Source organism: Comamonas sp. NyZ500 (assembly GCF_016772095.1).
In the GTDB taxonomy this organism is placed as follows: domain Bacteria; phylum Pseudomonadota; class Gammaproteobacteria; order Burkholderiales; family Burkholderiaceae_C; genus Comamonas; species Comamonas thiooxydans.
The window spans coordinates 156,693-179,493 of record NZ_JAEIJE010000002.1; the positions used below are offsets into that span (position 1 = coordinate 156,693).

At 61.3% G+C, this 22,801-nt stretch carries 22 protein-coding genes; 18 read left to right on the plus strand and 4 right to left on the minus strand.

The genetic code is table 11. The features are described 5' to 3' along the window. Positions 1-3: 3 nt before the first annotated feature. Positions 4-804, minus strand: a complete 801-nt coding sequence (yaaA, locus tag JAO85_RS04275; RefSeq protein ID WP_202787577.1) for a peroxide stress protein YaaA — start codon at positions 802-804, stop codon at positions 4-6. 107 nt (positions 805-911) lie between these two features. Continuing rightward, entirely contained in the window at positions 912-3,884 is a 2,973-nt protein-coding gene (locus tag JAO85_RS04280) for an Rne/Rng family ribonuclease (RefSeq protein ID WP_202787578.1), read from the minus strand. Positions 3,885-4,469: 585 nt separating this feature from the next. Between JAO85_RS04280 and JAO85_RS04285 the strand changes: the two genes are divergently transcribed. From JAO85_RS04285 to JAO85_RS04300, 4 genes are read left to right on the plus strand one after another with little or no spacing between them, the layout of a single operon-like run. Next, entirely contained in the window at positions 4,470-5,474 is a 1,005-nt protein-coding gene (locus tag JAO85_RS04285) for an RluA family pseudouridine synthase (protein WP_318010650.1), read from the plus strand. A 9-nt stretch (positions 5,475-5,483) separates the two neighbouring features. Beyond that, positions 5,484-6,167 (plus strand): HAD family hydrolase, encoded by a 684-nt coding sequence (locus JAO85_RS04290; RefSeq protein WP_003067711.1) that lies wholly within the window; start codon positions 5,484-5,486, stop codon positions 6,165-6,167. Positions 6,168-6,175: 8 nt separating this feature from the next. Beyond that, positions 6,176-6,541 (plus strand): Rieske 2Fe-2S domain-containing protein, encoded by a 366-nt coding sequence (locus tag JAO85_RS04295; protein WP_012837258.1) that lies wholly within the window; start codon positions 6,176-6,178, stop codon positions 6,539-6,541. A 1-nt stretch (position 6,542) separates the two neighbouring features. Next, entirely contained in the window at positions 6,543-7,589 is a 1,047-nt protein-coding gene (locus tag JAO85_RS04300; RefSeq protein ID WP_202787579.1) for a S49 family peptidase, read from the plus strand. Positions 7,590-7,688: 99 nt separating this feature from the next. Here the strand turns inward: JAO85_RS04300 and JAO85_RS04305 are convergent, their stop codons facing one another. Together JAO85_RS04305 and JAO85_RS04310 are read right to left on the minus strand one after the other, a co-directional pair. Next, positions 7,689-8,477: an SAM-dependent methyltransferase gene (locus JAO85_RS04305; RefSeq protein ID WP_202787580.1), complete on the minus strand. Its 789-nt coding sequence runs from the start codon at positions 8,475-8,477 to the stop codon at positions 7,689-7,691. Then, complete coding sequence (locus JAO85_RS04310; protein ID WP_202787581.1) at positions 8,474-9,082, minus strand: Maf family nucleotide pyrophosphatase; 609 nt, start codon at positions 9,080-9,082, stop codon at positions 8,474-8,476. Before JAO85_RS04310 ends, JAO85_RS04305 begins: the two co-directional genes overlap by 4 nt. Before the next feature lie 25 nt (positions 9,083-9,107). Here JAO85_RS04310 and JAO85_RS04315 point away from each other — a divergent pair, with 25 nt between their 5' ends. The 14 genes from JAO85_RS04315 to lepB all read left to right on the plus strand — a co-directional run bounded on the left by JAO85_RS04315 (position 9,108) and on the right by lepB (position 22,796). Further along, on the plus strand, positions 9,108-9,662 hold the full coding sequence (locus tag JAO85_RS04315; protein WP_003064170.1) for a DUF177 domain-containing protein: 555 nt from the start codon (positions 9,108-9,110) through the stop codon (positions 9,660-9,662). Positions 9,663-9,903: 241 nt separating this feature from the next. After that, positions 9,904-10,086, plus strand: a complete 183-nt coding sequence (gene rpmF, locus JAO85_RS04320; protein ID WP_003058062.1) for a 50S ribosomal protein L32 — start codon at positions 9,904-9,906, stop codon at positions 10,084-10,086. A gap of 197 nt (positions 10,087-10,283) precedes the next feature. After that, positions 10,284-11,324, plus strand: a complete 1,041-nt coding sequence (plsX, locus tag JAO85_RS04325) for a phosphate acyltransferase PlsX (RefSeq protein ID WP_034361823.1) — start codon at positions 10,284-10,286, stop codon at positions 11,322-11,324. Positions 11,325-11,332: 8 nt separating this feature from the next. Beyond that, entirely contained in the window at positions 11,333-12,313 is a 981-nt protein-coding gene (locus JAO85_RS04330; RefSeq protein WP_003064176.1) for a beta-ketoacyl-ACP synthase III, read from the plus strand. A 51-nt stretch (positions 12,314-12,364) separates the two neighbouring features. Further along, the gene (gene fabD, locus JAO85_RS04335) at positions 12,365-13,309 is read left to right on the plus strand and encodes an ACP S-malonyltransferase (protein ID WP_039049962.1); all 945 of its coding nucleotides are present in this window, start codon (positions 12,365-12,367) and stop codon (positions 13,307-13,309) included. Continuing rightward, entirely contained in the window at positions 13,306-14,049 is a 744-nt protein-coding gene (gene fabG / locus JAO85_RS04340; RefSeq protein ID WP_003058052.1) for a 3-oxoacyl-ACP reductase FabG, read from the plus strand. Before fabD ends, fabG begins: the two co-directional genes overlap by 4 nt. A gap of 159 nt (positions 14,050-14,208) precedes the next feature. Beyond that, on the plus strand, positions 14,209-14,448 hold the full coding sequence (gene acpP, locus JAO85_RS04345) for an acyl carrier protein (RefSeq protein ID WP_003058049.1): 240 nt from the start codon (positions 14,209-14,211) through the stop codon (positions 14,446-14,448). A gap of 36 nt (positions 14,449-14,484) precedes the next feature. Beyond that, a complete protein-coding gene (gene fabF, locus JAO85_RS04350) occupies positions 14,485-15,732 on the plus strand; it encodes a beta-ketoacyl-ACP synthase II (RefSeq protein WP_003057981.1) in 1,248 nt (415 codons plus the stop codon). A gap of 123 nt (positions 15,733-15,855) precedes the next feature. Then, entirely contained in the window at positions 15,856-16,338 is a 483-nt protein-coding gene (locus JAO85_RS04355) for a hypothetical protein (RefSeq protein WP_202787582.1), read from the plus strand. Between the two features lie 38 nt (positions 16,339-16,376). Continuing rightward, positions 16,377-17,006 carry an RNA polymerase sigma factor RpoE gene (rpoE, locus tag JAO85_RS04360; RefSeq protein WP_003064186.1) on the plus strand — a complete coding sequence of 210 codons (630 nt, stop codon included), beginning with the start codon at positions 16,377-16,379 and terminating at the stop codon, positions 17,004-17,006. A 27-nt stretch (positions 17,007-17,033) separates the two neighbouring features. Then, complete coding sequence (locus JAO85_RS04365; protein WP_039049987.1) at positions 17,034-17,822, plus strand: sigma-E factor negative regulatory protein; 789 nt, start codon at positions 17,034-17,036, stop codon at positions 17,820-17,822. Positions 17,823-18,081: 259 nt separating this feature from the next. Further along, entirely contained in the window at positions 18,082-19,581 is a 1,500-nt protein-coding gene (locus tag JAO85_RS04370; protein ID WP_202787583.1) for a DegQ family serine endoprotease, read from the plus strand. Between the two features lie 429 nt (positions 19,582-20,010). Next, entirely contained in the window at positions 20,011-21,819 is a 1,809-nt protein-coding gene (lepA, locus tag JAO85_RS04375) for a translation elongation factor 4 (protein ID WP_003064195.1), read from the plus strand. Next, positions 21,819-22,796, plus strand: a complete 978-nt coding sequence (gene lepB / locus JAO85_RS04380; RefSeq protein WP_003064198.1) for a signal peptidase I — start codon at positions 21,819-21,821, stop codon at positions 22,794-22,796. Before lepA ends, lepB begins: the two co-directional genes overlap by 1 nt. The last annotated feature ends 5 nt before the right edge of the window (positions 22,797-22,801 follow it).

Here is a 22,801-nt window from a genome sequence, read left to right on the forward strand (position 1 = left end):
GCGTCAGTCTTGCAGCTTGCGGCGGAACACAAGCTTGCCGGGCGTGCTGGCCTGCTCGGCCAGCGCATAGCCTTCCAGGTCGAACTTGCGCAGGTCGGCCACCTTCCTGGCCTTGTGCTGTACGGCCCAGCGCACCATCAGTCCGCGTGCGCGCTTGGCATGGAAGCTGATGATCTTGTACTTGCCGCCCTTGAAGTCCTCGAAAACGCATTCGACCACGGGGGCCTTGAGCGCCTTGAGATCCACGGCCTTGAAGTATTCCTGAGACGCCAGGTTGACGACAATGCGCTCGGCCTGGGCGTCACCGTGCTCGGCTTGCGCAGCACTGCGTTCGTTCAGGTAGTCGGCAATCTGGGTTCCCCAGAACTGATAGAGGTTGCTGCCCTTGGCGTTTTCCAGCCGGGTGCCCATCTCCAGGCGGTAGGGCTGCAGCAGATCCAGCGGGCGCAGCACGCCGTAGAGGCCGCTAAGGATCACGACATGCTCCTGGGCCCAGTCCAGCTCCCTGGGCTTGAGGCTGGCGGCATTCAGGCCTTCATAGACATCGCCATTGAAGGCCAGCACGGCCTGGCGCGAGTTCCTGGTGGTGAACCTGGCACTGAACGCTTCGTAGCGGCCCACATTGAGTACGGCCAGCTTGTCGCTGATGCTCATGAGCTCGGAAATCTGCTGGGGCGATTTCTCGCGCAGCACTTCGATCAGTTCCAGGGGCTGCTTTTTGAAAACCGGCAGCGTGTGCGGTAACTTGGCGGAAACAGGACTTTCATAGTCCAGCGATTTGGCCGGAGAGATCAGAAACAACATGGCTTGACGTTCACTCAATCAAAGAAAGGGCGCATGAAAAAGGGCCAAGGCCCCATCCACCGAAGTGGACAGTCCCCTTGGCCCTGTGATGCCGGAAGGCAGTCTGCTTAGGCGTTGACGCCTGCAGCCTGTTCTTCCTTCTCGAACGGCAGCTGCATCAGGCTCAGATCCTTGCGGGTCTCGACCAGAATCAGCGGGCCTTCGTCGAGCACCACCACGGGTGGGCGCTCGCGCGGAATGCGCACGGGCTTGGGCTCGGCGGCAATCGCAGCCTGGACGGCGGCGATCTTTTCGGCATCGGAGTTGATCCATTCCAGACCCGATGCGGCTGCCAGGGCCTGCAGCTCGGCAATCGGCAGCGCATAGCTCTGTGCCTTCGTTGCGACTGCCGGAGCAGGAGCCTCGGTTTCAGCCACAGGCTCCACGGCGGCAGCCTGAGGCTCTGCGGTAGCAGCAGGTTCTGCTTGCACGGGCTGAGAGAGTTCTGCCACAGGGACGACCGCTGCCACCACGGCTTCTGCAACCACGGGTGCCTGCACTTCTGCAGCAACAGGCGCTTGCTCTGCCTGAGCCTGAGGCGCAACAGCATCAAAGTAGCTGCGGCGTGCCGGCTGCTCGCCAGCGTCTGCGGCAGGCACTTCGACCGGGGCCTGGGCTTCGGCAGCCTGCTCTGCAGCCTGGCCTTCTGCCTGGGCATCGCGCGGTGCACGGTCGCGGCGGTCACGGCCGTAGCGGTCACGCGAACGGCGCTGACGGGGCTCGCGTGCGGGATCGCCTTGCGCTCCATCCTGTGCCTGCGCATCCGCAGCGTCAACCTGGGCGGTGTTCAGCACCGTTTCGTCGGCCACGGCCTGCATGGCGGGCTGGGCATCGGCGTTGCGATTCTGGCGCTCGCGGCGGCCTTCACCGCGTTCACCGCGCTCATTGCGTTCCGTACGCTCACCGCGTTCCTGGCGGTTGCGCTCGGGCTTGGGAGCTGCGTTGAACTCTTCGCCGTTCAGAGCAGCTTCTGCCACCTGGGGCTGGCGCTCGTCGCGACGCTCGTTGCGTTCGCCACCGCGGCGGTTGCCGCGCTCGGGACGGTCCTGACGCTGTTGCTGTTCGGGACGCTCGTTGCGTTGCTGCTCGTCACGACCCTGGGCATTGCGGCGGTTGTTGCGGTCGCCGCGTTCGCTGCCATTGCGCTCCGCGCTGTTGCGGTCGCTGCGCTCATTGCGGTCACCGCCACGGCGGTTGCGGTCGCCGCCACGGCCTTCGCTTCGGCGGCCGTCGCGGCTGCCTTCACGGGCGGCGGGAGCAGGAGCCTCGGCCACGGGAGCGGGCGCTGCCACGGGAGCCGGTGCGCCAAAGCCGAACAGATTCTTGAGCCAGGCAAAGAAGCCCTGCTCGCGCACCACGGGGCGGGCCGCAGCGGGAGCGGGCGTCGCAGCGGCAGCGCGAGGCTGGCGCGGTGGGCGAGGCTCGGCAATCGGCGCGGGAGCATCGGGCAGCACTCCCTTGATGACGGGAGTCTGCTTGTTGGTGGGCTCCTGCGAGCGGCGTGTGACCGTGGTCACCTCTTCGGGCTCGTCGGCCAGCTTGTAGCTGGCTTCCATGGATTCCAGGCGCGAGTCGTCGTGCTTGAGGCGCTCGAGCTTGTAGTGCGGCGTGTCCATGGACTTGTTGGGCACCATGATCACGTTGACGCGCTGCTTGAGCTCGATCTTGGTGATTTCGCTGCGCTTCTCGTTGAGCAGGAAGGAGGCCACTTCCACGGGCACCTGGCAGTGCACGGCGGCCGTGTTGTCCTTCATGGACTCTTCCTGGATGATGCGCAGAATCTGCAGCGCCGAGCTTTCCGTGTCGCGGATGTGGCCGGAGCCGCCGCAGCGTGGGCAGTTGATGTGGGCGCCCTCGGACAAGGCGGGCTTGAGGCGCTGGCGGCTCATTTCCATCAGGCCGAACTTGCTGATGGTGCCGAACTGCACGCGGGCGCGGTCCTGGCGCAGGGCATCGCGCAGGCGGTTTTCCACTTCGCGGCGGTTTTTGGCCTCTTCCATGTCGATGAAGTCGATCACGATCAGGCCGCCCAGGTCGCGCAGGCGCATCTGGCGCGCCACTTCGTCGGCTGCCTCGAGGTTGGTGCGGGTCGCGGTTTCCTCGATATCGCCGCCCTTGATGGCGCGGGCCGAGTTCACGTCCACGGAGACCAGGGCTTCGGTATGGTCGATCACGATGGCGCCGCCCGAGGGCAGGGTCACGGTGCGCGAGTAGGCGGACTCGATCTGGTGCTCGATCTGGAAGCGCGAGAACAGGGGGGCGTCGTCGCGGTAGCGCTTGACGCGGGCAGCGTGCTCGGGCATCACATGTGCCATGAACTGCTGGGCCTGTTCGTAGATGTCATCGGTGTCGATCAGGATGTCGCCGATGTCATTGTTGAAATAGTCGCGGATGGCGCGGATCACCAGGCTGGATTCCTGATAGATCAGGAAGGCGCCCTTGGAGGCCTTGGCGGCGCCGTCGATGGCACTCCACAGCTTGAGCAGGTAGTTCAGGTCCCACTGCAGCTCGGGGGCCGAACGGCCGATGCCGGCAGTGCGTGCAATGATGGACATGCCCTTGGGGTACTCGAGCTGGTCCATGGCCTCCTTGAGCTCGGCGCGGTCCTCGCCCTCGATGCGGCGCGAAACGCCACCGCCACGGGGGTTGTTGGGCATCAGCACGACATAGCGGCCGGCCAGCGAGATGAAGGTGGTCAGGGCTGCACCCTTGTTGCCGCGCTCTTCCTTTTCGACCTGGACGATCAGCTCCTGACCTTCGCGGATCACGTCGTTGATGCGGGCCTGGCTGGGCGAGACGCCTTCGGCAAAGTATTGCTTGGAGATTTCCTTGAAGGGCAGGAAGCCGTGACGGTCTTCGCCGTAGTCCACAAAGCAGGCTTCGAGAGATGGCTCGACGCGGGTCACGACGGCCTTGTAGATATTGCCCTTGCGTTGTTCGCGACCTTCGATCTCGATCTCGTAGTCCAGCAGTTTCTGGCCGTCCACAATGGCCAGGCGGCGTTCTTCGGACTGCGTCGCGTTAATCAGCATCCGTTTCATGATGCGTTTCCTTTATTCGTTTTATGAGGCACGTTGGTCACAGACCAACGCACCTTTGACTGGTAATCAAAGACAGGCTCAACAGGAGCCGTGATGCCAGACGAACGAGTTGAAACGGATGAGGAATCTGGGGCGGTACAGGACGGCGCTACTGGCCTGATCTCAAGTCAGTAGCGGAGGTACAGGCCGGGGGACGAGCGGGAGAGGACGCGCATGCAGACGGGGTACAAAAGAAGCCGACGCGCGTGCTAGGGAGGTGGGTGGTTTCTTCGAGACATGGCTCGTCCCGGGGGCCGGCCGTGCCTTGCCCCAGAGGTTGATCAGCAATGTCCAAAAGATCCACATGCTCGTTGAGAGAACCGACAGTTGCAGGCTGCTTTTGCCTGGACAACTGCACGGTATGAGATTCCGTATCAGTGTTTCAATTCGTCAGCCTTTGCCAGGCTCTCACAGGCTGCTGCAGCTCATCTTGACTGCAATTTGCGTGTGCAAAACTGGCGGGCATCGACCTGCCTGTGCGGTGGGAAATGATTGTTTGGACTAAACTCCATGCGAATCAATCACTTACAACTAAGCTCGGCACAGGTGAAACACATTATAGAGGGCAAACCGGCACAGGACCGGTCCCAGAATACGGCCGCGGCCTCGGTACGGCTGATCGAGGTCGATGAAGACTCCGCCGGACAGCGACTCGACAACTTTCTCATGCGCCACCTCAAGGGGGTGCCCAAGACCCATGTCTACCGCATCATCCGCAGTGGTGAGGTGCGCATCAACAAGGGGCGCGTGAGCGCCGAGACCCGGGTTCAGCCCGGCGACGTGGTGCGCCTTCCCCCGGTCCGGATTTCCGACAAAGTGGCTGAAAAAGCGGAGCGCCCGGCACCGGCTAAGGACTTTCCCGCCCTGTTGGATGACGAACACATGCTTGCTCTGTCCAAGCCTGCCGGCGTGGCCGTGCATGGAGGCTCGGGCGTGAGCTTTGGCGTCATCGAGCAACTGCGCCAGGCGCGTCCCGATGCCAAGTTCCTCGAACTGGTGCACCGGCTGGATCGCGAAACCTCGGGCATTTTGCTGGTGGCCAAGAAGCGTTCCGCACTCATCAATCTGCAGGACCAGTTTCGCGAGCGCGAGACCGGCAAGACCTATCTGGCACTGGTGCAAGGTGCCTGGCCGGCCAACAAGAAGGTCATCGATCTGCCGCTGCACAAGTATCTACAGGCGGACGGCGAGCGCCGCGTGCGCGTGACCACGGCCGATGACCCGGATGGAATGCGCTCCATTACCCTGGTCAAGGTCAGAAAGCTGATCGAGCCGCGTCCCCTGCAGGGGCTGCCTGCGATGAGTCTGCTGGAGGTGACCATCAAGACTGGTCGTACCCACCAGATCCGCGTGCATCTGTCCTCGCAGGGGCATCCCATCGTGGGCGACGACAAATATGGTGATTTTGATCTCAACCGTCGTGTGCAAAAGCAGGGGCTCAAACGCATGTTTCTGCACGCCTGGCGGCTACAGTTCAATCATCCCGCCAGCGGCGAGCGTGTCGAGCTGCGTGCCGAGCTGCCGCCTGAGCTGGCGGATTTTGTGAACTGACTAGGCTTCATGACTACTGAAAACCATAGCGCCCGGCGACCACGCCGCTTCGATCTGATTGCATTCGACTGGGATGGGACGGTGGCGGACTCCACGGCCATCATCAGTCGCAGCATCCAGGAGGCGGTGCGTGATGTGGGCGGCACCGTGCCCAGCGACGAGCAGGCTGCCTATGTGATCGGCATGGCGCTGATGCCGGCCCTGGCCCGCGCGGCACCCGATGTACCGCCCGAAAAATATCCTGAGCTGGCCAATCGCTATCGCTTTCACTTCTTCAAGCATCAGGACGATATCTGCGTGTTTGACGGCATCCTGCCGCTGCTTGCCGAGCTGCGCGAGCGCGGCCACTGGCTGAGCGTGGCCACGGGCAAGAGCCGCATGGGGCTCAACCATGCGCTGCAGGATCCGCAGCTCAAGGGATTGTTTGACGGCTCGCGCACGGCCGACGAGACCGCTGGCAAGCCCAGTCCGCTGATGTTGCACGAGCTGATGGCCGAATTCGGTGTGGAACCCGAGCGAACGCTGATGATTGGCGACACCACGCACGACTTGCAGATGGCGCAGAACGCCGGCTGTGCCTGTGTGGGGGTTTCCTATGGTGCCCATGCGCCCGACGGCTTTGCCCAGTTCGATCCGCTGTTCGTGGCCGATTCCGCGGCACAGCTGCGGGCCTGGCTTCTGGCCAACGCGTGAGGGCGGCCATGACCGAGACCGTGGAGCTGTGTGCCAGTGCCGATCTCGTCGATGGCGGCCGGGCCGTTGGCTTCGAGCTGCTCTATGCGGGTCAGAGCAGCCGCGCTTTTGCCATCCGCTATCAGGGGCAGGTTCATGCCTATCTGAATCGCTGCAGCCATGTCCCCATGGAAATGGACTACCAGGAAGGTCAGTTTTTTGACGATTCCGGTCGCTGGCTGTTGTGTTCTACCCACGGAGCTGCCTACGAACCTGACAGCGGCGCCTGTGCAGGCGGTCCTTGCCGCGGTGGGTTGGTAAAAATCGCCTTGAGCGAAAGCGGCGGCTTGGTGCGCTGGCATACTGGGCCACAACTGAAACCTCTGAAGTTTTGAGATGAGTACTCCTGACAACCATGATTCCCAGTCGCATGTGACGCCGGGCGCGGACCTTTGGTCCAAGGCGTCTGCTGCGTCCGCTGAGGCGCCCGCCGCTGCGGCCAAGGCCTCCGGGAACGGGGGCTGGGAGCGCGATGTGCTGGAAAAGCTGGTGTTCGCCTCCATCAAGGAGCAGCGGGCGGCAAGGCGCTGGCGCTTTTTCAGCCGTCTGCTGTGGTCCGTGGTGGTGCTGCTGGTGCTGTGGGCGGTGTTCTTCAAGGATACGGCCACCAAGACCAGCACCTCGCCCCATACCGCGGTGGTGGAGATCAAGGGCGAGATCGCCTCGGGAGCGGACGCCAGTGCCGAATTCGTGGTGGCTGCCATGCGCAGCGCCTTTGAAGATTCGGGCTCGCGCGCCGTGGTGCTGCTGATCAACTCGCCCGGCGGCAGCCCCGTGCAGGCAGGCATCATCAACGACGAGATGACGCGTCTCAAGGCCAAGTACAACAAGCCTCTGTATGCGGTGGTCGAGGAATCCTGCGCCTCGGCGGCCTACTACATTGCGGCGGCGGCCGATGAGATCTTCGTCGACAAGGCCAGCATCGTGGGTAGCATCGGCGTGCTCATGGACGGCTTTGGCTTTACGGGCGTGATGGACAAGGTCGGCGTGGAGCGCCGCCTGCTGACGGCCGGTGAGAACAAGGGCTTTCTCGATCCGTTCAGCCCCATGTCGGCGCAGCAAAAGGAATTTGCGCTGCAGATGCTGGAGCAGATTCACCAGCAGTTCATCGGCGTGGTCAAGGCCGGTCGTGGCGACCGCCTGCATGAGGCCCCCGAAATGTTCAGCGGACTGTTCTGGACTGGTCAGCAGGCCGTGGAGCTGGGTCTGGCCGACAAGCTGGGCAGCCTCGACTATGTGGCGCGTGAGGTGGTCAAGGCCGAGGAAGTCATAGACTACACCCGCCGCGACAACGTGGCCGAGCGCCTGGCCAAGCGCTTTGGCGCCGCCATCGGCGAGGGCTCGGTCAAAGCCATGCGTGGCCTGGTGCCCAGCATTCGCTGATAAGGCATCAAAAAGCCCCTAACCCTTTGCCAGATAAGCGCCGGTAGCTATCAAAAAAGCCTGCGGCCAATGCAGCAGGCTTTTTTTGATTTCAGGCGCTCAGCGGCCTATGGCGAACACCACCGGCGTGCGGTTGTCGGGCGGGGTATTGCGCTGGCGCCATTCGCGCACCAGATGGCTTTCGATGCGTGCTGTCTCCAGCGTCAATCCGCTGGCCAGGGCCAGTCTGGTATTGGGTTGCAAGGTTTGCAGCAATGCCTGCCAGAGGGAGGCATTGCGGTAAGGCGTCTCGATGAACTGCTGGGTCTGGCCTTGGCGCAGGGCCAGGCTCTCCAGCTCCTTGATGCGGGTCGTGCGTTCGGAGCCATCCTGAGGCACATAGCCGACAAAGGCGAAATTCTGGCCGTTGAGGCCGCTGGCCGCCAGGCCCAGCAGCAGCGACACCGGTCCCGTCAGCGGCACGACGCGAATGCCCAGGTCATGGGCGGCACGCACGATGGAGCTGCCGGGGTCGGCCACGGCGGGCATGCCCGCCTCGCTGATCAAACCCATGTCCTGTCCGGCCAGGGCCGCTGCCAGCAGGGGCTTGGGGTCGAAGACGGCCGCGCCCTTGTTGCCATGGTCGCCTTTTTTGTGGGCTTCGCGGGGCAACTCGACAATGTTCTGGGCCTGCAGCGGAGCAGCCAGCGGGAACAAGGCGTCGATGCGCTTGAGATAGGCGCGTGCGGTCTTTGCGTTTTCGCTGATCCAGTGAGTCAGAGAGGCGGCGCGGCGCAGCGTGCCCTCGGGCAGCACCTCGGTCAATGCGGTCTGGCTTTCGCAGCCGAAATCGAGTGGAGCGGGTACCAGATAAAGGGTGCCTGCTTTGCTTTTCGGTGTTTCGCTCATGGCAGAACCACTCCTGCGGCACGCAGCAACTGGCAGGTGCGGATCAGCGGCAGGCCTATCAGTGCCGTGGGGTCGTCGCTGATGATGGCATCCAGCAGGGCGATGCCCAGGCCTTCGCTCTTGGCCGAGCCTGCGCAGTCATAGGGTTGCTCGGCGCGCAGATAGCGCTCGATCTCGACATCGCTCAGTTCACGAAAGCGCACTTGCACCGTGACCACGCTGGATTCCGTGAAGCCGGTTTCGGCACAGCTCACGCAGACGCCGGTGTGGAAATTCATCTGGCGGCCGCTCATCTGGCGCAGCTGTTCGGTGGCGCGCTCGTGGGTGCCGGGCTTGGACAGGGGCTGGCCATCGAGCTCGGGCACCTGGTCGGAGCCGATCACGATGGCGCCGGGGTGCAACCGGGCCACGGCCTGTGCCTTGGCTATGGCCAGACGCAGACTCAGATCGTGAGGTGTTTCGCCGCTGAGCGGGGTTTCATCCACTTCAGGAGACACCGTCTCGAACGGCAGTTGCAGGCGGCTGAGCAGCTCACGGCGGTAGCGCGAGGTGGAGCCAAGAATCAATGGACGCTCAAGTCGTCCGGCAATCAATAAGTCGGGCATTGCGGGATTCTCTTACACTGGCTGCATGAGCAAGGATTTTTCTGCGACCCGGCTGGATGTGCGTGCTTTCGCGCAGGCTGAAGGTCATTTGCATGGTCAGGCACCATTGTCGGACTTCAAGCGTCTGGCGGCCGATGCGTTGGCGATTACCGGCGAGCAGCCTCTGGTGCGCTGGGAAGCCGAAGGCGAGCTGGTGGAGCAAAAAGGTGGCAGCGGCCATGTGTGGCTGCACCTGAGTGCCGAGGTGGCTTTGCCGCTGACCTGCCAGCGCTGCCTTACCGAGGCCGATATTCCCCTTTACGTGGATCGGTCATTTCGCTTCGTTCCGGACGAAGCGACGGCAGAACTGGAAGATGACGACAGCGATGAGGATGTGCTGGCATTGAGCAGCGAGTTCAATCTGCTGGAGTTGATCGAGGACGAGTTGCTGATGGAAGTGCCTGTAGTGCCTCGCCATGAGGTCTGCCCGGTACCCGTCAAGCTGGAGGTCAGCGATGACGCCTTCGAGCAGGCCAACGAGCAAAAGGAAAACCCTTTTGCCGTGCTGCAATCTCTCAATGTAGGCAAGTCTGCCGACTGATCCATCCCATGGCACGGTGGGGATTTGATTTTGCCTGGGCCGCGAAAAGCGTTTGCGCTATAATCGTGAGCTTCGCGCGAAACCCCCTCGTGTCTTTAATGGGCTGATCGCGTTTTTTTAGGACTTGCACGGACAAGGGCGCACTCTCACTCTCGGTGGGGGCGTCGAAAGGCAGAGTTTTTTGCCCGGTCTTGCTGTGTGAGTCGTGTTACCAACCCTTTCAAGATACACAGGAGCCATCATGGCTGTTCAGCAAAACAAGAAGTCTCCCTCCAAGCGCGGCATGCACCGTTCGCACAACGCACTGAATGTGCCTGGCATCGCTGTCGAAGCCACTACCGGCGAGACACACCTGCGCCACCACATCAGCCCCAACGGCGTGTACCGTGGCCGTCAAGTGCTGAAGAACAAGTCCGAAGCCTAAGCGACGACTGCATTCGCAAAGCCTGTTGCTACATTTTTTGTAGCAACAGGCTTTTGTTTTTATGGGAGATATTTGCAAAGCCTGTCATGACGGGTATGGCTGCAAAATCTCAATGCTGGTTTTGCAAATAGCTTCTGTTGTGGTCCTCGGATCCTTCAATTCATCATCCCAAGCCTAATTGGATTTGTCAGTCGCCCATGATTAATTTGGCTGTTGACTGCATGGGGGGCGATCATGGCCCCCGCGTCACGCTGGCCGCGTGCCGTCAGTTTCTGAATTCACACCCCGATGCGCATCTGCTGCTGGTCGGCAAGGCCGAGGAGTTGGCCGGCTTCAAGCATGAGCGCGTGACCCTTGTTCCCGCCACGGAGGTGGTGAGCATGGATGATCCCGTGGAAATAGCTCTGCGCAAGAAAAAGGACTCGTCCATGCGCGTGGCCGTGCAGCAGGTCAAGAATGGTGCGGCTCAGGCTGCAGTGTCGGCGGGCAATACCGGGGCGCTGATGGCAATCTCGCGCTATCTGCTCAAGACTCTGGAAGGCATTGACCGTCCGGCCATTGCCTTTGGTTTGCCCAACGCCAAGGGTAGTGACACCACCATGCTGGATCTGGGGGCCAATGTGGACTGCACGGCAGAACATCTGCTGCAGTTTGCGGTCATGGGCTCGGCCCTGGTGTCTGCGCTCAAGAATACGGAGGCGCCCAGTGTCGGCCTGCTCAATATCGGTGAAGAGCTGATCAAGGGCAGCGAAGTCATCAAGCGTGCCGGCGAGCTGCTGCGCACTGCAGGCGATGCGGGCAACCTCAATTTCTACGGAAATGTGGAAGGCAACGACACCTTCAAGGGTGTGGTGGACATTGTCGTGTGTGATGGTTTCGTTGGTAACGTTGCACTCAAGACCACCGAGGGGGTTGCCTCGATGATCTCGGGGATTCTCAAGGAAGAGTTCAAACGCAACATCTTCACCAAGATTGCCGCCATCATTGCCTATCCGGTGTTATCTGCGCTTATGAAGCGTGTTGATCATCGTCGTTACAACGGCGCTGCCTTGCTGGGTCTGCGCGGGCTGGTCTTCAAAAGCCATGGCTCGGCTGATGCAATGGCATTCGAGCATGCTTTGAACCGCGCGTATGATGCGGCACGCAACAACCTGCTTGACCGTGTCCGCAGCCGTATTGCTGCTGCCGCACCTTTGCTGCTGGCAGCGCAGACGGAATCTGGAACTTCGGCGCCCTGATAGAAGACATGAGACGCTACGCACGCATCATTGGCACCGGCAGTTACCTGCCGCCCCGCCGCCTGACCAATAACGACCTCGCAGCCGAGCTGGCTCAGCGCGGCCTGGAAACCTCGGACGAGTGGATCGTCGAACGCACCGGCATTCGTGCCCGCCACTTCGCCGAGCCCGATGTGACCAGCAGCGACCTGGCTCTTGAGGCCAGCCGCAAGGCCATCGAGGCCGCAGGCATCGAGGCTTCGGACATCGATCTGATCATTGTCGCCACGTCCACTCCGGACATGGTGTTTCCCTCGACGGCCGCCATCCTGCAGCACAAGCTGGGCATCAGCAATGGCTGCCCGGCCTTCGATGTGCAGGCCGTGTGCAGCGGTTTCGTCTATGCCCTGACGGTGGCCGATTCCATGATCCAGACCGGCGCTGCCAAGCGCGTGCTGGTGGTGGGCTCCGAAGTCTTCAGCCGTATCCTGGATTTCAACGACCGCACGACCTGCGTGCTGTTCGGTGATGGCGCAGGCGCCGTGGTGCTGGAGGCTTCCGACGAGCCTGGCATTCTGGCTACCGAGCTGCATGCCGATGGCAGCCATGTGGGCATTCTCTGCGTACCGGGCAATGTCTCCGGCGGCAATGTGCTGGGCGATCCCTTGCTCAAGATGGACGGTCAGGCTGTCTTCAAGCTGGCAGTGAGCGTGCTGGACAAGGCGGCTCGCTCCGCGCTGGAAAAAGCGGGTCTGACGGATGCCGACATCGATTGGCTGATCCCGCACCAGGCCAATATCCGCATCATGCAAAGCACGGCGCGCAAGCTCAAGCTGTCCATGGACAAGGTGGTGGTGACCGTCGATCAGCATGGCAACACCTCGGCGGCTTCGATTCCTCTGGCACTCGATCATGGCGTGCGCAGCGGACAGGTCAAAAAAGGCCAGACCGTGCTGCTCGAAGGGGTAGGCGGTGGCTTCACCTGGGGTGCGGTGCTCCTCAAGATGTAGCTGTAGACGCTATATAAATAAGCGTTTCAGGCAATTTTTATACTAAGAAATATGAAGAAATTCGCATTTGTATTTCCTGGCCAGGGTTCGCAGTCCGTGGGCATGCTGGATGGCTGGGGGGATCATCCCGTCGTGGCTCAGACCGTGGCCGAAGCCTCCGAGGCTCTGGGCGAGGATGTGGGTCTGCTGATCAAGCAAGGCCCGAAGGAAGCTCTGGCGCTGACCACCAATACCCAGCCCGTGATGCTGGTTGCCGGTGTTGCGGCCTGGCGTGTCTGGCAGGCAGAAGGCGGTGCACTGCCGGATGCCGTGGCCGGTCACTCCCTGGGTGAATACTCGGCGCTGGTCGCTTCCGGCGTGCTGACGCTGGCTCAGGCCGCTCCGCTGGTGCGTCTGCGTGCCGCGGCCATGCAGGATGCCGTGCCCGTTGGCACGGGTGGCATGGCGGCCGTGCTGGCCCTGGATGCCGAAAAGGTCAAGGCGGTCTGCGCCGAAGTGACGGCTCAGCTGGGCGGTGCTGAAGTGGTGGAAGCCGTGAACTTCAACGATCCCGGTCAGACAGTGATCGCCGGTAGCAAGCTGGCCGTGGAGAGGGCCTGTGAAGCGGTCAAGGCGGCCGGTGCCAAGCGCGCCCTGCCTCTGCCGGTCTCCGCACCTTTTCACTCCAGCCTGATGAAGCCTGCTGCAGAAAAGCTCAAGGCCGCGCTGGCCGAGCTGACGCTGGCTACTCCCCTGATTCCCGTCATCAACAATATCGACGTCACCGTCCAGGCGGACGCTGATGCGATTCGCGATGCCCTGTATCGTCAGGCCTTTGGTCCGGTGCGCTGGGTGGAGTGCGTGCAGGCCATCAAGGCTCGCGGCGTGACCCATATCGTGGAATGTGGACCCGGCAAGGTGCTGGCCGGCATGGTCAAGCGTATTGACGCCGACCTGACGGGTGTTCCCCTGTTTGATACAGCCACCCTGGCTGACGTGAAAGAATTGCTCGCATGACTGATAACCAGACCAAGCCCCAGGTTGCCCTGGTCACCGGTGCCACCCGTGGCATTGGTGCCGCCATCGCGCAGGAGCTGGCCTCCAAGGGCTATCAAGTGATTGGCACGGCCACATCGGATGCTGGTGCCGAAAAGATCAGCCAGGCTCTGTCCGCCTTCGGCGGCCGTGGTGTCACGCTGAACGTGACCGACGGCGCTGCCGTGGATGCCCTGATCGACTCCATCGTCAAGAACGACGGCGGCCTGCATGTGCTGGTCAATAACGCAGGCATTACCCGCGATACCCTGGCGATGCGCATGAAGGATGACGATTGGGATGCCGTCACCGACACCAATCTGAAGGCTGTTTTCCGAGTCAGCCGTGCGGCTATTCGTCCCATGATGAAGCAGCGTTTCGGCCGCATCATCAGCATCACCAGCGTGGTTGGTGCCTCGGGCAATGCCGGTCAGGCCAATTACGCTGCCGCCAAGGCAGGCGTGGCTGGCATGACCCGTGCTCTGGCCAAGGAGCTGGGCAGTCGCGGCATCACCGTGAACTGTGTAGCTCCGGGCTTCATCGCCACGGACATGACGGCAGATCTGCCAGAGGCGCAAAAGGCTGCGCTCAAGGCACAGATCGCCATGGGTGATCTGGGTCAGCCCAGCGACATCGCGCATGCCGTGGCCTATCTGGCTTCTGCCGGTGCCGGCTATGTGACGGGGCAGGAACTGCACGTCAACGGCGGCATGTACATGTAAGAAATTTCGGCAGTTTGCACGGTGTTTGCCGCACTTGCTGCCAGAAGCTGAACACTTTTGCAAGTTCAGTGGCCGTTTCCTCGCGACGGCCAGCCGCCAAGGGGCTTCTCCCGAAACGGCTAGAATCGCGGGTTCATTCACAACCCCCTGAGGGAAACCATGAGCGATATCGAAGCACGTGTCAAAAAAATCATTGCCGAACAACTCGGCGTTGAAGAGTCCCAAGTGACCAACGAAAAGGCCTTCGTGGCTGACCTGGGCGCTGACTCCCTGGACACAGTGGAACTGGTGATGGCCCTGGAAGATGAATTCGGCATCGAGATCCCTGACGAAGACGCAGAGAAGATCACGACGGTGCAAAACGCCATCGACTACGCCAATACCCACCAAAAGGCCTAAGGTCTTTTTTCAGCGATCAGTTAAAGGTTTGAACGCATGAGCCGTCGTCGCGTTGTCGTGACCGGTCTGGGCTGCATCTCCCCCGTGGGTAACACGGTGGGCGAAGCCTGGGCCAATCTTTTGGCCGGCCAGTCCGGTATTGACCTCATCACCAAGTTCGATGCGTCGAACTTCTCCTGCAAGATTGCAGGTGAGGTCAAGGGATTTGATGTGGAGAAATACATGAGCGCCAAGGATGCGCGCTCCATGGATACCTTCATTCATTACGGCATCGCGGCTGCGGAGCAAGCCGTTCTGGACGCAGGCCTGCCCACAGGTGAAGCCCTGTCCGAAGACCTGGCCACACGCATTGCCTGCGTGATCGGCTCGGGCATTGGCGGCCTGCCGCTGATCGAGAACACTCACGCAGAACTGGCTGCCCGCGGTCCTCGCCGCATCACGCCGTTCTTCGTGCCTGCTTCCATCATCAATATGGTGGCAGGGCATGTGTCCATGCGATTTGGCTTCAAGGGGCCGAATCTGTCGATAGTGACAGCCTGCACCACAGGCCTGCACTGCATCGGCGAAGCCGGACGCATGATCGAATACGGCGATGCAGACATCGTCGTGGCCGGTGGCACGGAAGCCACTGTTTCGCCTCTGGGTGTGGGCGGCTTTGCTGCCATGCGTGCGCTGTCAACGCGCAACGACGACCCCAAGGCTGCATCGCGTCCCTGGGACAAGGACCGTGACGGCTTTGTGCTCGGCGAAGGTGCCGGTGTGCTGGTGCTCGAAGAGTACGAACACGCCAAGGCCCGCGGCGCCAAGATTTACGCGGAGCTGGCAGGCTTTGGCATGAGTGCCGACGCCGGTCACATGACCGCACCCAATATGGACGGCCCTCGCCGTGCCATGCTCAACGCTTTGCGCAATGCCGGTGTGAACCAGGATCAGGTCAACTACCTGAATGCGCACGGCACTTCCACGCCTCTGGGCGATGCGAATGAATCCAATGCCATCAAGGCGGCCATGGGCGAGTTTGCGAAGAAGAATCTGGTGGTCAGCTCGACCAAGTCCATGACGGGTCACCTGCTGGGTGGTGCTGGTGGTATCGAGAGCGTTTTCACCGTGATGGCGCTGCACGACCAGAAGATTCCTCCGACCATCAATCTGATCAACCAGGATCCCGAGTGCGATCTGGACTATTGCGCCAATACGGCGCGTGACGCCAAGCTGGAAGTTGCCGTGAAGAACAACTTCGGTTTCGGTGGCACCAACGGCACGCTGGTCTTCAAGCGCGTCTAAGTCGCTTCGAGCAGCTTCTGCACAGCCCGCACAGGCCCTGGCCTTGCGGGCTTTGTTCTATGTGCGGCTTGATCGTGCTTTCCCTAGCTTTGCTGCAGCCGGGTTTTCGCACATGGTCGGCCCATGAGTGCTCGCTACCATGCTCCCGCCGTTGCCTATGTCTTTGTCCGGCCTGGCTGCGCCGGAGGACTGCTGCTGCTGACCGGGATGGTCTTGCTGATGGCTCTGCTGGTCTGGTGCCTGCAAGTCCAGTCGGGCTGGTTGCAGGTGCTGCTGGCTTTGCCGGCCTTGATCCTGGCCGCAGTGCTGCTTTGCGGACAGTGGCGCAACTGGCCGCAAGGACGTCTGCTCTGGAATGGCGAGCACTGGTTGCTGGAAGCCGAAAACCTGTCAACCGCTCGGTCACTGCCTGTGCGGCTGGCGGTGGGGCTTGATGCTGGCCACTGGCTTTGGCTCAGCGTTTCGGATGTTCTGGTGTTCAGGACCAGGGGCGGCAGGCGCAAGCTGCTATGGATTTTCCTGTCTCAACGACACAGCCCCGAGCAATGGGGAGACTTGCGGCGTGCGGTATATTCCTCCATCGTGCCGCTGGCAGAGCAGGGCTAGGCCCTCGCCGGTTATGGCAGCACGCCGCTTGGCCTTTCATGACACCTCCCGATTTTCCCACTCCCTCTGCCGACAGCGATCTGGCTTTGGTCGAACGAGCCAATGCTGGCGACACACGGGCTTTTGAGCTTCTGGTCATCAAGTACCAGCGTCGCATCGAACGTCTGGTGGGCCGCATGGTGCGCGATGTCGATCTGGTGCCTGACATCACGCAGGAAACCTTCATCCGCGCCTACAAGGCCTTGCACCAGTTCCGCGGTGAGGCCCAGTTCTACACCTGGCTGTACCGCATTGCCGTCAATACGGCCAAGAAGGCCTTGATGGAAATGCATCGCTCGCCGGTGATGACCGAGAGCGCGTTACACACTGGGGACGATGAGGATGAAACTTCTGTTCACAGACAGGAACTAACGACTCAGGAAACCCCGGAAACAGTGTTGGCGGCGCGTGAAATTGCCGAAGCCGTCAATGCCGCCATGGAGGCTTTGCCCGAGGATTTGCGTCAGGCGGTCACGCTGCGCGAAATCGAGGGGCTCAGCTATGAGGAAATCGCGCAGGCGATGGACTGTCCCATAGGCACGGTGCGCTCGCGCATCTTTCGGGCACGCGAGGCGATTTCGGCCAGGGTCAAGCCCTTGCTGGAGCGCCAGGGTGGAAAGCGTTGGTAGTACAGGCAAGACGAGCAGGTGAACTTCATGAATGACGATCTGATCAAGCAGGAACAGTTGTCGGCACTGGTGGATGGCGAGGCTTCCTCGGTCCAGATGCAGGCCGTGCTCTCCTATGCGGAAAGCGACGAAGGCCAGCAGTCCTGGGCCATGTACCACCTGATTGGCGATGTGCTGCGTTCTCCGGAGCTGGCCCATCACAGTCAGCACGATATTTTGAGCGGCGTGCGCGCCCATATGGAGCGTGAGCCGATCCGTGGCATTCATCTGCCCGGTGTGACCGCAGATGCGGCCAGTTCATTGAGCTTGGGCGGTTTGGAGCAGATCACAGCTGCCGAGGAACGTGGGCAGGCGCTGGGCAATGGCGCAACCGTGGTCAGCCTGCCTGCCCGTCAGGCGGCCAATGCATCGGTCTTTCGCTGGAAAATGGCAGCCGGCTTTGCTTCGGTTGCTGCCGTGGCCGCCGTTGGCTGGGGGGTCATGCTCGCAGGTTCGGGGGGGCTGTACGGCCGCCAGGGTGGGGCGCAGCTCGCTGCTCTCAGCCCGAATGCCGTGGTGGCCGCCGCGCCTGCCGCACCGCTAGGATTGAGCCAGCCCGTTTCGGGCGGTGAAGAGACGGCCATGCCCCTGGGTTCGGAAGCCCAGTCTTCCACCGTGGTGGCAGTTGCTGGCCCCAACGGCCAGACCGTGATGCTGCGTGATCCGCGTCTGGACGAGTTGCTGGCTTCTCACCCTCAGCAAAGCAGCGCGCCCAATCTGCAGATGCCTGCCAGCTTTTTGCGCAATGCAAGCTTTGCCACGGCTACCCGCCATTGATGCTTCTGCGCACAGCAGTCTTAGGCCTGAAACGCATGGTTTTCAGGTCTAAGCTTTATGCAGCTTGCGTGCGAAGCTATTGATTTAGGATCTGTTGGGTGCAGATACTGTTTGATCTGTGCCCGATTTCACGGGCCGGAGCGCTTTCAGTTGATGGCGGCTTTTGCCAGAATGCGCTTCAATGCTCTCACCTGTTTTCTCTCATGGGTCTGATTTGGCGACCCGTTCTGTCCGACGACTCGAACAAGGAATAAAAACGATGCGCACACCATCCTGGATGACGCTCAAATCCCGTGTTTCGGCTACAGCCATTGCCAGTTCGATGGCGATCGCGGCCCTGGCCGCAGGAGGTATGCTGCCGGTTACAGCTGCTCATGCCCAAAGTGCTGCAACGGCGCGCGGGCTGCCGGACTTCACGGATCTTGTCGATCAGGTCGGGCCTTCGGTGGTCAACATCCGTACGCTGGAGAAGGTCTCGAACAACAGCGCCGAAGCTCTGGGCATGGATGAAGACATGCTGGAGTTCTTCCGCCGCTTCGGCCTTCCCGTGCCCAATGTGCCGCGTCAGCGCTCGCCCAAGGGCGGTCAGTCCGAGGAAGAGCAGCCACGTGGCGTGGGATCGGGCTTCATCCTCACGGCTGACGGCTATGTGATGACCAATGCCCATGTGGTCGATGGTGCCGATGAAGTCATTGTCACGCTGACCGACAAGCGCGAGTTCAAGGCAAAAATAGTCGGCGCGGACAAGCGCACCGATGTGGCCGTGGTCAAGATCGATGCCAAAGGGCTTCCCGCAGTCAAGATCGGCGATGTGAGCAAGCTGCGCGTGGGCGAGTGGGTCATGGCGATTGGCTCGCCCTTCGGACTCGAAAATTCGGTCACAGCCGGCATTGTCTCTGCCAAGCAGCGCGATACCGGTGACTATCTGCCCTTCATTCAGACCGATGTGGCCATCAATCCAGGCAACTCGGGCGGCCCGCTGATCAATATGCGTGGCGAGGTGGTGGGGATCAACAGCCAGATCTACTCGCGCTCGGGCGGCTTCATGGGCATCAGCTTTGCAATTCCCGTGGATGAAGCGATCCGTGTCAGCGATCAGCTGCGTGCCACCGGCAAGGTCACGCGCGGTCGTATCGGCGTGCAGATCGGCCCCGTGACCAAGGACGTGGCAGAGTCCATCGGCCTTGGCAAGCCAGAAGGCGCTCTGGTGTCGGCCGTCGAGCCGGACTCTCCCGCGGCCAAGGCCGGTGTGGAGGCGGGCGACGTGATCACCAAGTTCGATGGCAAGGCCATCGAGAAGGTCTCCGATCTGCCGCGTCTCGTGGGCAATACCAAGCCCGGCACCAAGAGCACCATTACCGTGCTGCGCCGCGGCAAGCTCAAGGAGCTGAGCATGGTGATTGCCGAAGTACCTTCCGACGAATCTGCCAAGACCAAGGCAGGCAACAGTGGTGCAGGCAAGACTCCATCCGGTACGCTGGAGAACAAGGCTCTGGGCCTGACGCTGAGCGAGCTGACGTCTGCACAGAAGAAGGAGCTGGCCATCAAGGGCGGCGTGCGCGTGTCGGCTGCGGTGGATGCCGCAGCCCGCGCCGGCCTGCGTGAAGGCGATGTGATTCTGCAATTGGCGAATGCGGAAGTCTCCGATCTCAAGAGCTTCGAGGCTGCCTGGGCCAAGGCCGACAAGTCCAAACCCGTCAATGTGCTGGTGCGCCGTGGTGACTGGGCGCAGTATGTGCTGATTCGCTCTGCCAAATAAATGTGGCGAAAAGCCTGCATGGGCTTGTTGCCATTTCGTGATCTGAAATGACAACAAGCCCTCAGCCTGTCAGTGCCCCTATGCCATTGGGTAGAATCCCACGCAAATGCATGGTGGTTGGACGCAAAAAATCACGCTGACAGGCGGTTTTCAAGCGGTGCAAAAGCCTTTGCAATCTCCGGCTGCTGATGGCTAAACGGTGTTTTCTGGTTTGTGGATAATTTGTGGATAAATGAATTCGAAAATCACAAACCGAAACTTGTCAAGCCTTGCTGGGTCTTGGCTTGCGGCCAGTTTTGCCTACAATAAAGTCCCAACTATCGCAGTTGCCAGAGATTGTTGGTTAAGGGCGCGCCGCTTGAGGGACGCGCCCTTTTTTCTTGCTGCTGCAGGCCACTTTTTTCAATTCCAAAGCTGTCTTTCTCGTTGATGAATCACATCCGTAATTTCTCCATCATTGCGCACATTGACCATGGCAAGTCCACTCTGGCGGACCGCCTGATCCAGCGCTGCGGAGGCCTTGCCGACCGCGATATGGAAGCCCAGGTGCTGGACTCGATGGACATCGAGAAAGAGCGCGGCATCACCATCAAGGCCCAGACCGCTGCCCTGCAGTACAAGGCCAAGGACGGCAAGGTCTACAACCTGAACCTGATCGACACCCCTGGCCACGTGGACTTTTCCTACGAAGTCTCGCGCTCGCTGTCGGCCTGCGAAGGCGGCCTGTTGGTGGTCGATGCCTCCCAGGGCGTGGAAGCCCAGACCGTGGCCAACTGCTACACCGCGCTGGACCTGGGCGTGGAGGTATTCGCCGTCCTCAACAAGATGGACCTGCCCCAGGCCGATCCCGAGAACGCCAAGGCCGAGATCGAGGACGTGATCGGTATCGATGCCAGCGATGCCATTCCCTGCTCGGCCAAGACCGGCATGGGCATCGACGAGATCCTGGAAGCCATCGTGGCCAAGGTGCCGGCCCCCAAGGGCAATCCCGATGGCCCGCTGCGTGCCATGATCGTGGACAGCTGGTTCGACCCCTATGTGGGCGTCGTGATGCTGGTGCGCGTGGTCGATGGCGAGCTCAAGAAGAACGAGCGCTTCAAGATGATGGCCAGCGGCGCTGCCTACGAAGCCAACAACATCGGCGTGTTCACCCCGGCCAACCAGCCGCGCGACATGCTCAGGGCCGGCGAGGTGGGCTACATCATTGCCGGCATCAAGGAGCTGAAGGCCGCCAAGGTGGGCGACACCATCACGCTGGAAAAAAAGCTGCCCAACAACCTGGGTCCTGCCGAGAAGCCTCTGCCGGGCTTCAAGGAAGTCAAGCCCCAGGTTTTCGCGGGTCTGTACCCCACCGAAGCCTCTGAATACGACCAGTTGCGTGATGCGCTGGAAAAGCTGCAGCTCAACGATGCGGCGCTGCAGTTCGAGCCCGAAGTCTCGCAGGCTCTGGGCTTTGGCTTCCGCTGCGGCTTTCTGGGCCTGCTGCACATGGAAATCGTGCAGGAGCGCCTGGAGCGTGAGTTCGACCAGGACCTGATCACCACGGCACCCAGCGTGGTCTACCAGGTGATCAAGGGCGATGGCGAGCTGATCGATGTGGAAAATCCTTCCAAGATGCCCGACATCGGCCGCATCCAGGAGATCCGTGAGCCCATCGTGACCGTGCACCTCTATATGCCGCAAGACTATGTGGGTCCGGTGATGACGCTGGCCAACCAGAAGCGTGGCGTGCAGATGAATATGCAATACCACGGCCGTCAGGTCATGCTGACCTACGAGATGCCTTTGGGCGAAATCGTGCTGGACTTCTTCGACAAGCTCAAGAGCGTCTCGCGCGGCTACGCCTCCATGGACTATGAGTTCAAGGAATATCGCGCTTCCGACGTGGTGAAGGTCGACATTCTGCTCAATGGCGAAAAGGTCGACGCCCTGTCCATCATCGTGCACCGTTCGCAGTCCGTTTACCGCGGCCGTGCCGTGGTGGCCAAGATGCGCGAGATCATCAGCCGCCAGATGTTCGATGTGGCCATTCAGGCCGCGATCGGCGCCAACATCATTGCGCGCGAGACCGTCAAGGCCATGCGCAAGAACGTGCTGGCCAAGTGCTATGGCGGCGACATCACGCGTAAGCGCAAGCTGCTCGAAAAGCAGAAGGCCGGCAAGAAGCGTATGAAGCAGATCGGTTCGGTGGAAGTGCCGCAGGAAGCCTTCCTGGCCATTCTGCAAGTGGAGGATTGATGCAAGTCATGCAGTGGATCACGGCCGCCATCCTGGCGGCCTTTGTAGGCTATATCGCGGCCTGGTACACCGGCTCCATCGAGGGCAACTTCGCACTGCTGCTGTTTCTGGCAACGGTGGTGACCGGGGTGTACTGGCTGGCCGAGCGCTTTTACTTCTGGCCTCGACGCCGCGCGGCTGCGGCTGCGCTGGAGCAGGCCGCGGTCGAGCGCCGCGCCGAGCTGGACCGCATGGGCATTGCCAAGACCGACATCGAAGTCTCCGAAGACGCCAAAGGTCGCATCCTCATGCAACCCTGGTGGCTGGATTGGACCGCCGGTCTGTTCCCGGTGATCGCCATCGTCTTCGTGCTGCGCTCCTTTCTGTTCGAGCCGTTCAAGATTCCCTCGGGCTCCATGATCCCGACGCTGATGGTGGGCGACCTGATCCTGGTCAACAAGTTCACCTACGGCATCCGCCTGCCCGTGATCAACAAGAAGATCACCGAAGGCAACAAGCCCCAGCGCGGCGATGTGATGGTGTTCCGCTACCCGCCCCAGCCCACGCTGGACTACATCAAGCGTGTGGTGGGCGTGCCCGGCGATGAGGTGGCCTATATCAACAAGCGCCTGAGCATCAACGGCAAGGAGCTGCCCACCCGTGAGCTGCCGGACTTTCTGGACCGTGACGTGATGCGTTACTTCAAGCAGTTCGAGGAAACTCTGGGCGAGCAGCCGCACCGTGCCATCGTCAACAACGATGTGCCGGCCTTCATCCAGGGGGCGAGCAATTTCGACTTCAAGGAAAACTGCCGCTACAGCGTGGAAGGCGTGACCTGCAAGGTGCCCGAGGGCCATTACTTCATGATGGGCGACAACCGCGACAACTCGCTGGACTCGCGCTACTGGGGTTTTGTGCCCGACCAGAACATCGTGGGCAAGGCCTTTTTTGTCTGGATGAACTTTGGTGACCTGAGCCGTATCGGCCGTTTCCACTGAGCACC